Origin of the sequence: Arthrobacter rhizosphaerae, assembly GCF_023062595.1 — a bacterium.
GTDB lineage: Bacteria > Actinomycetota > Actinomycetes > Actinomycetales > Micrococcaceae > Arthrobacter > Arthrobacter rhizosphaerae.
Genome location: NZ_JALLAN010000048.1, coordinates 1 through 644, shown reverse-complemented (window position 1 = coordinate 644; position 644 = coordinate 1). Strand labels below are relative to the sequence as shown.

The 644-nt window shown below is 64.1% G+C and carries 1 protein-coding gene; it reads left to right on the top strand.

Going from position 1 to position 644, the window contains the following annotated elements:
* Positions 1–644 (top strand): aldo/keto reductase (locus MU551_RS23215; protein WP_247048932.1); only part of this gene is annotated, 644 nt, incomplete at both ends.

Below are 644 nucleotides of genomic sequence, written 5' to 3'. Positions count from 1 at the left end.
GCACTGTCCACGAAAGTCGGCCGTCTCCTGGTCGACAGCCCGGAGACGGTGGATCGGGCGGACGACCAGGGCTTCCTCGTCCCTGCCGCACGCAAACGGGTATGGGACTTCAGCCGCGATGGCATCCGGCGATCGGTGGAGGCGAGCCTTGACCGGCTCCAGGTCGACTCTCTCGCGATCGCATACCTTCACGATCCGGACGATCACTGGGAAGAAGCATCCACCAGCGGAATCGATACCCTCATCGAGCTCCGCGATCAAGGTGTCGTTCGCTCGATCGGAGTGGGCATGAACCAGGTAGCCATGCTCTCAGATTTCATCCGGAACACCGATGTTGATGTCGTTATGGTCGCTGGCCGACTCACGCTGCTGGATCAGTCCGCAATGACAGAGCTGTTGCCGCTTGCGCGGAGCCGAGGGGTCGGGGTGGTCGCGGCAGGCGTCTACAACTCGGGCCTGCTCAGTTCCGCTACCGTCGCGGACGGGGCGAGCTTCGATTACGCGCCGGCATCCGATGCGGTAACGGCCCGTGCGCGCCGGATCGCAGCCATCTGCCAGGAGCATGGTGTCGGACTCCCCGACGCGGCAATCCAGTATCCGCTCAGGCACGCTTCCGTCGTCTCAGTCGTCGTCGGCACTCGCTC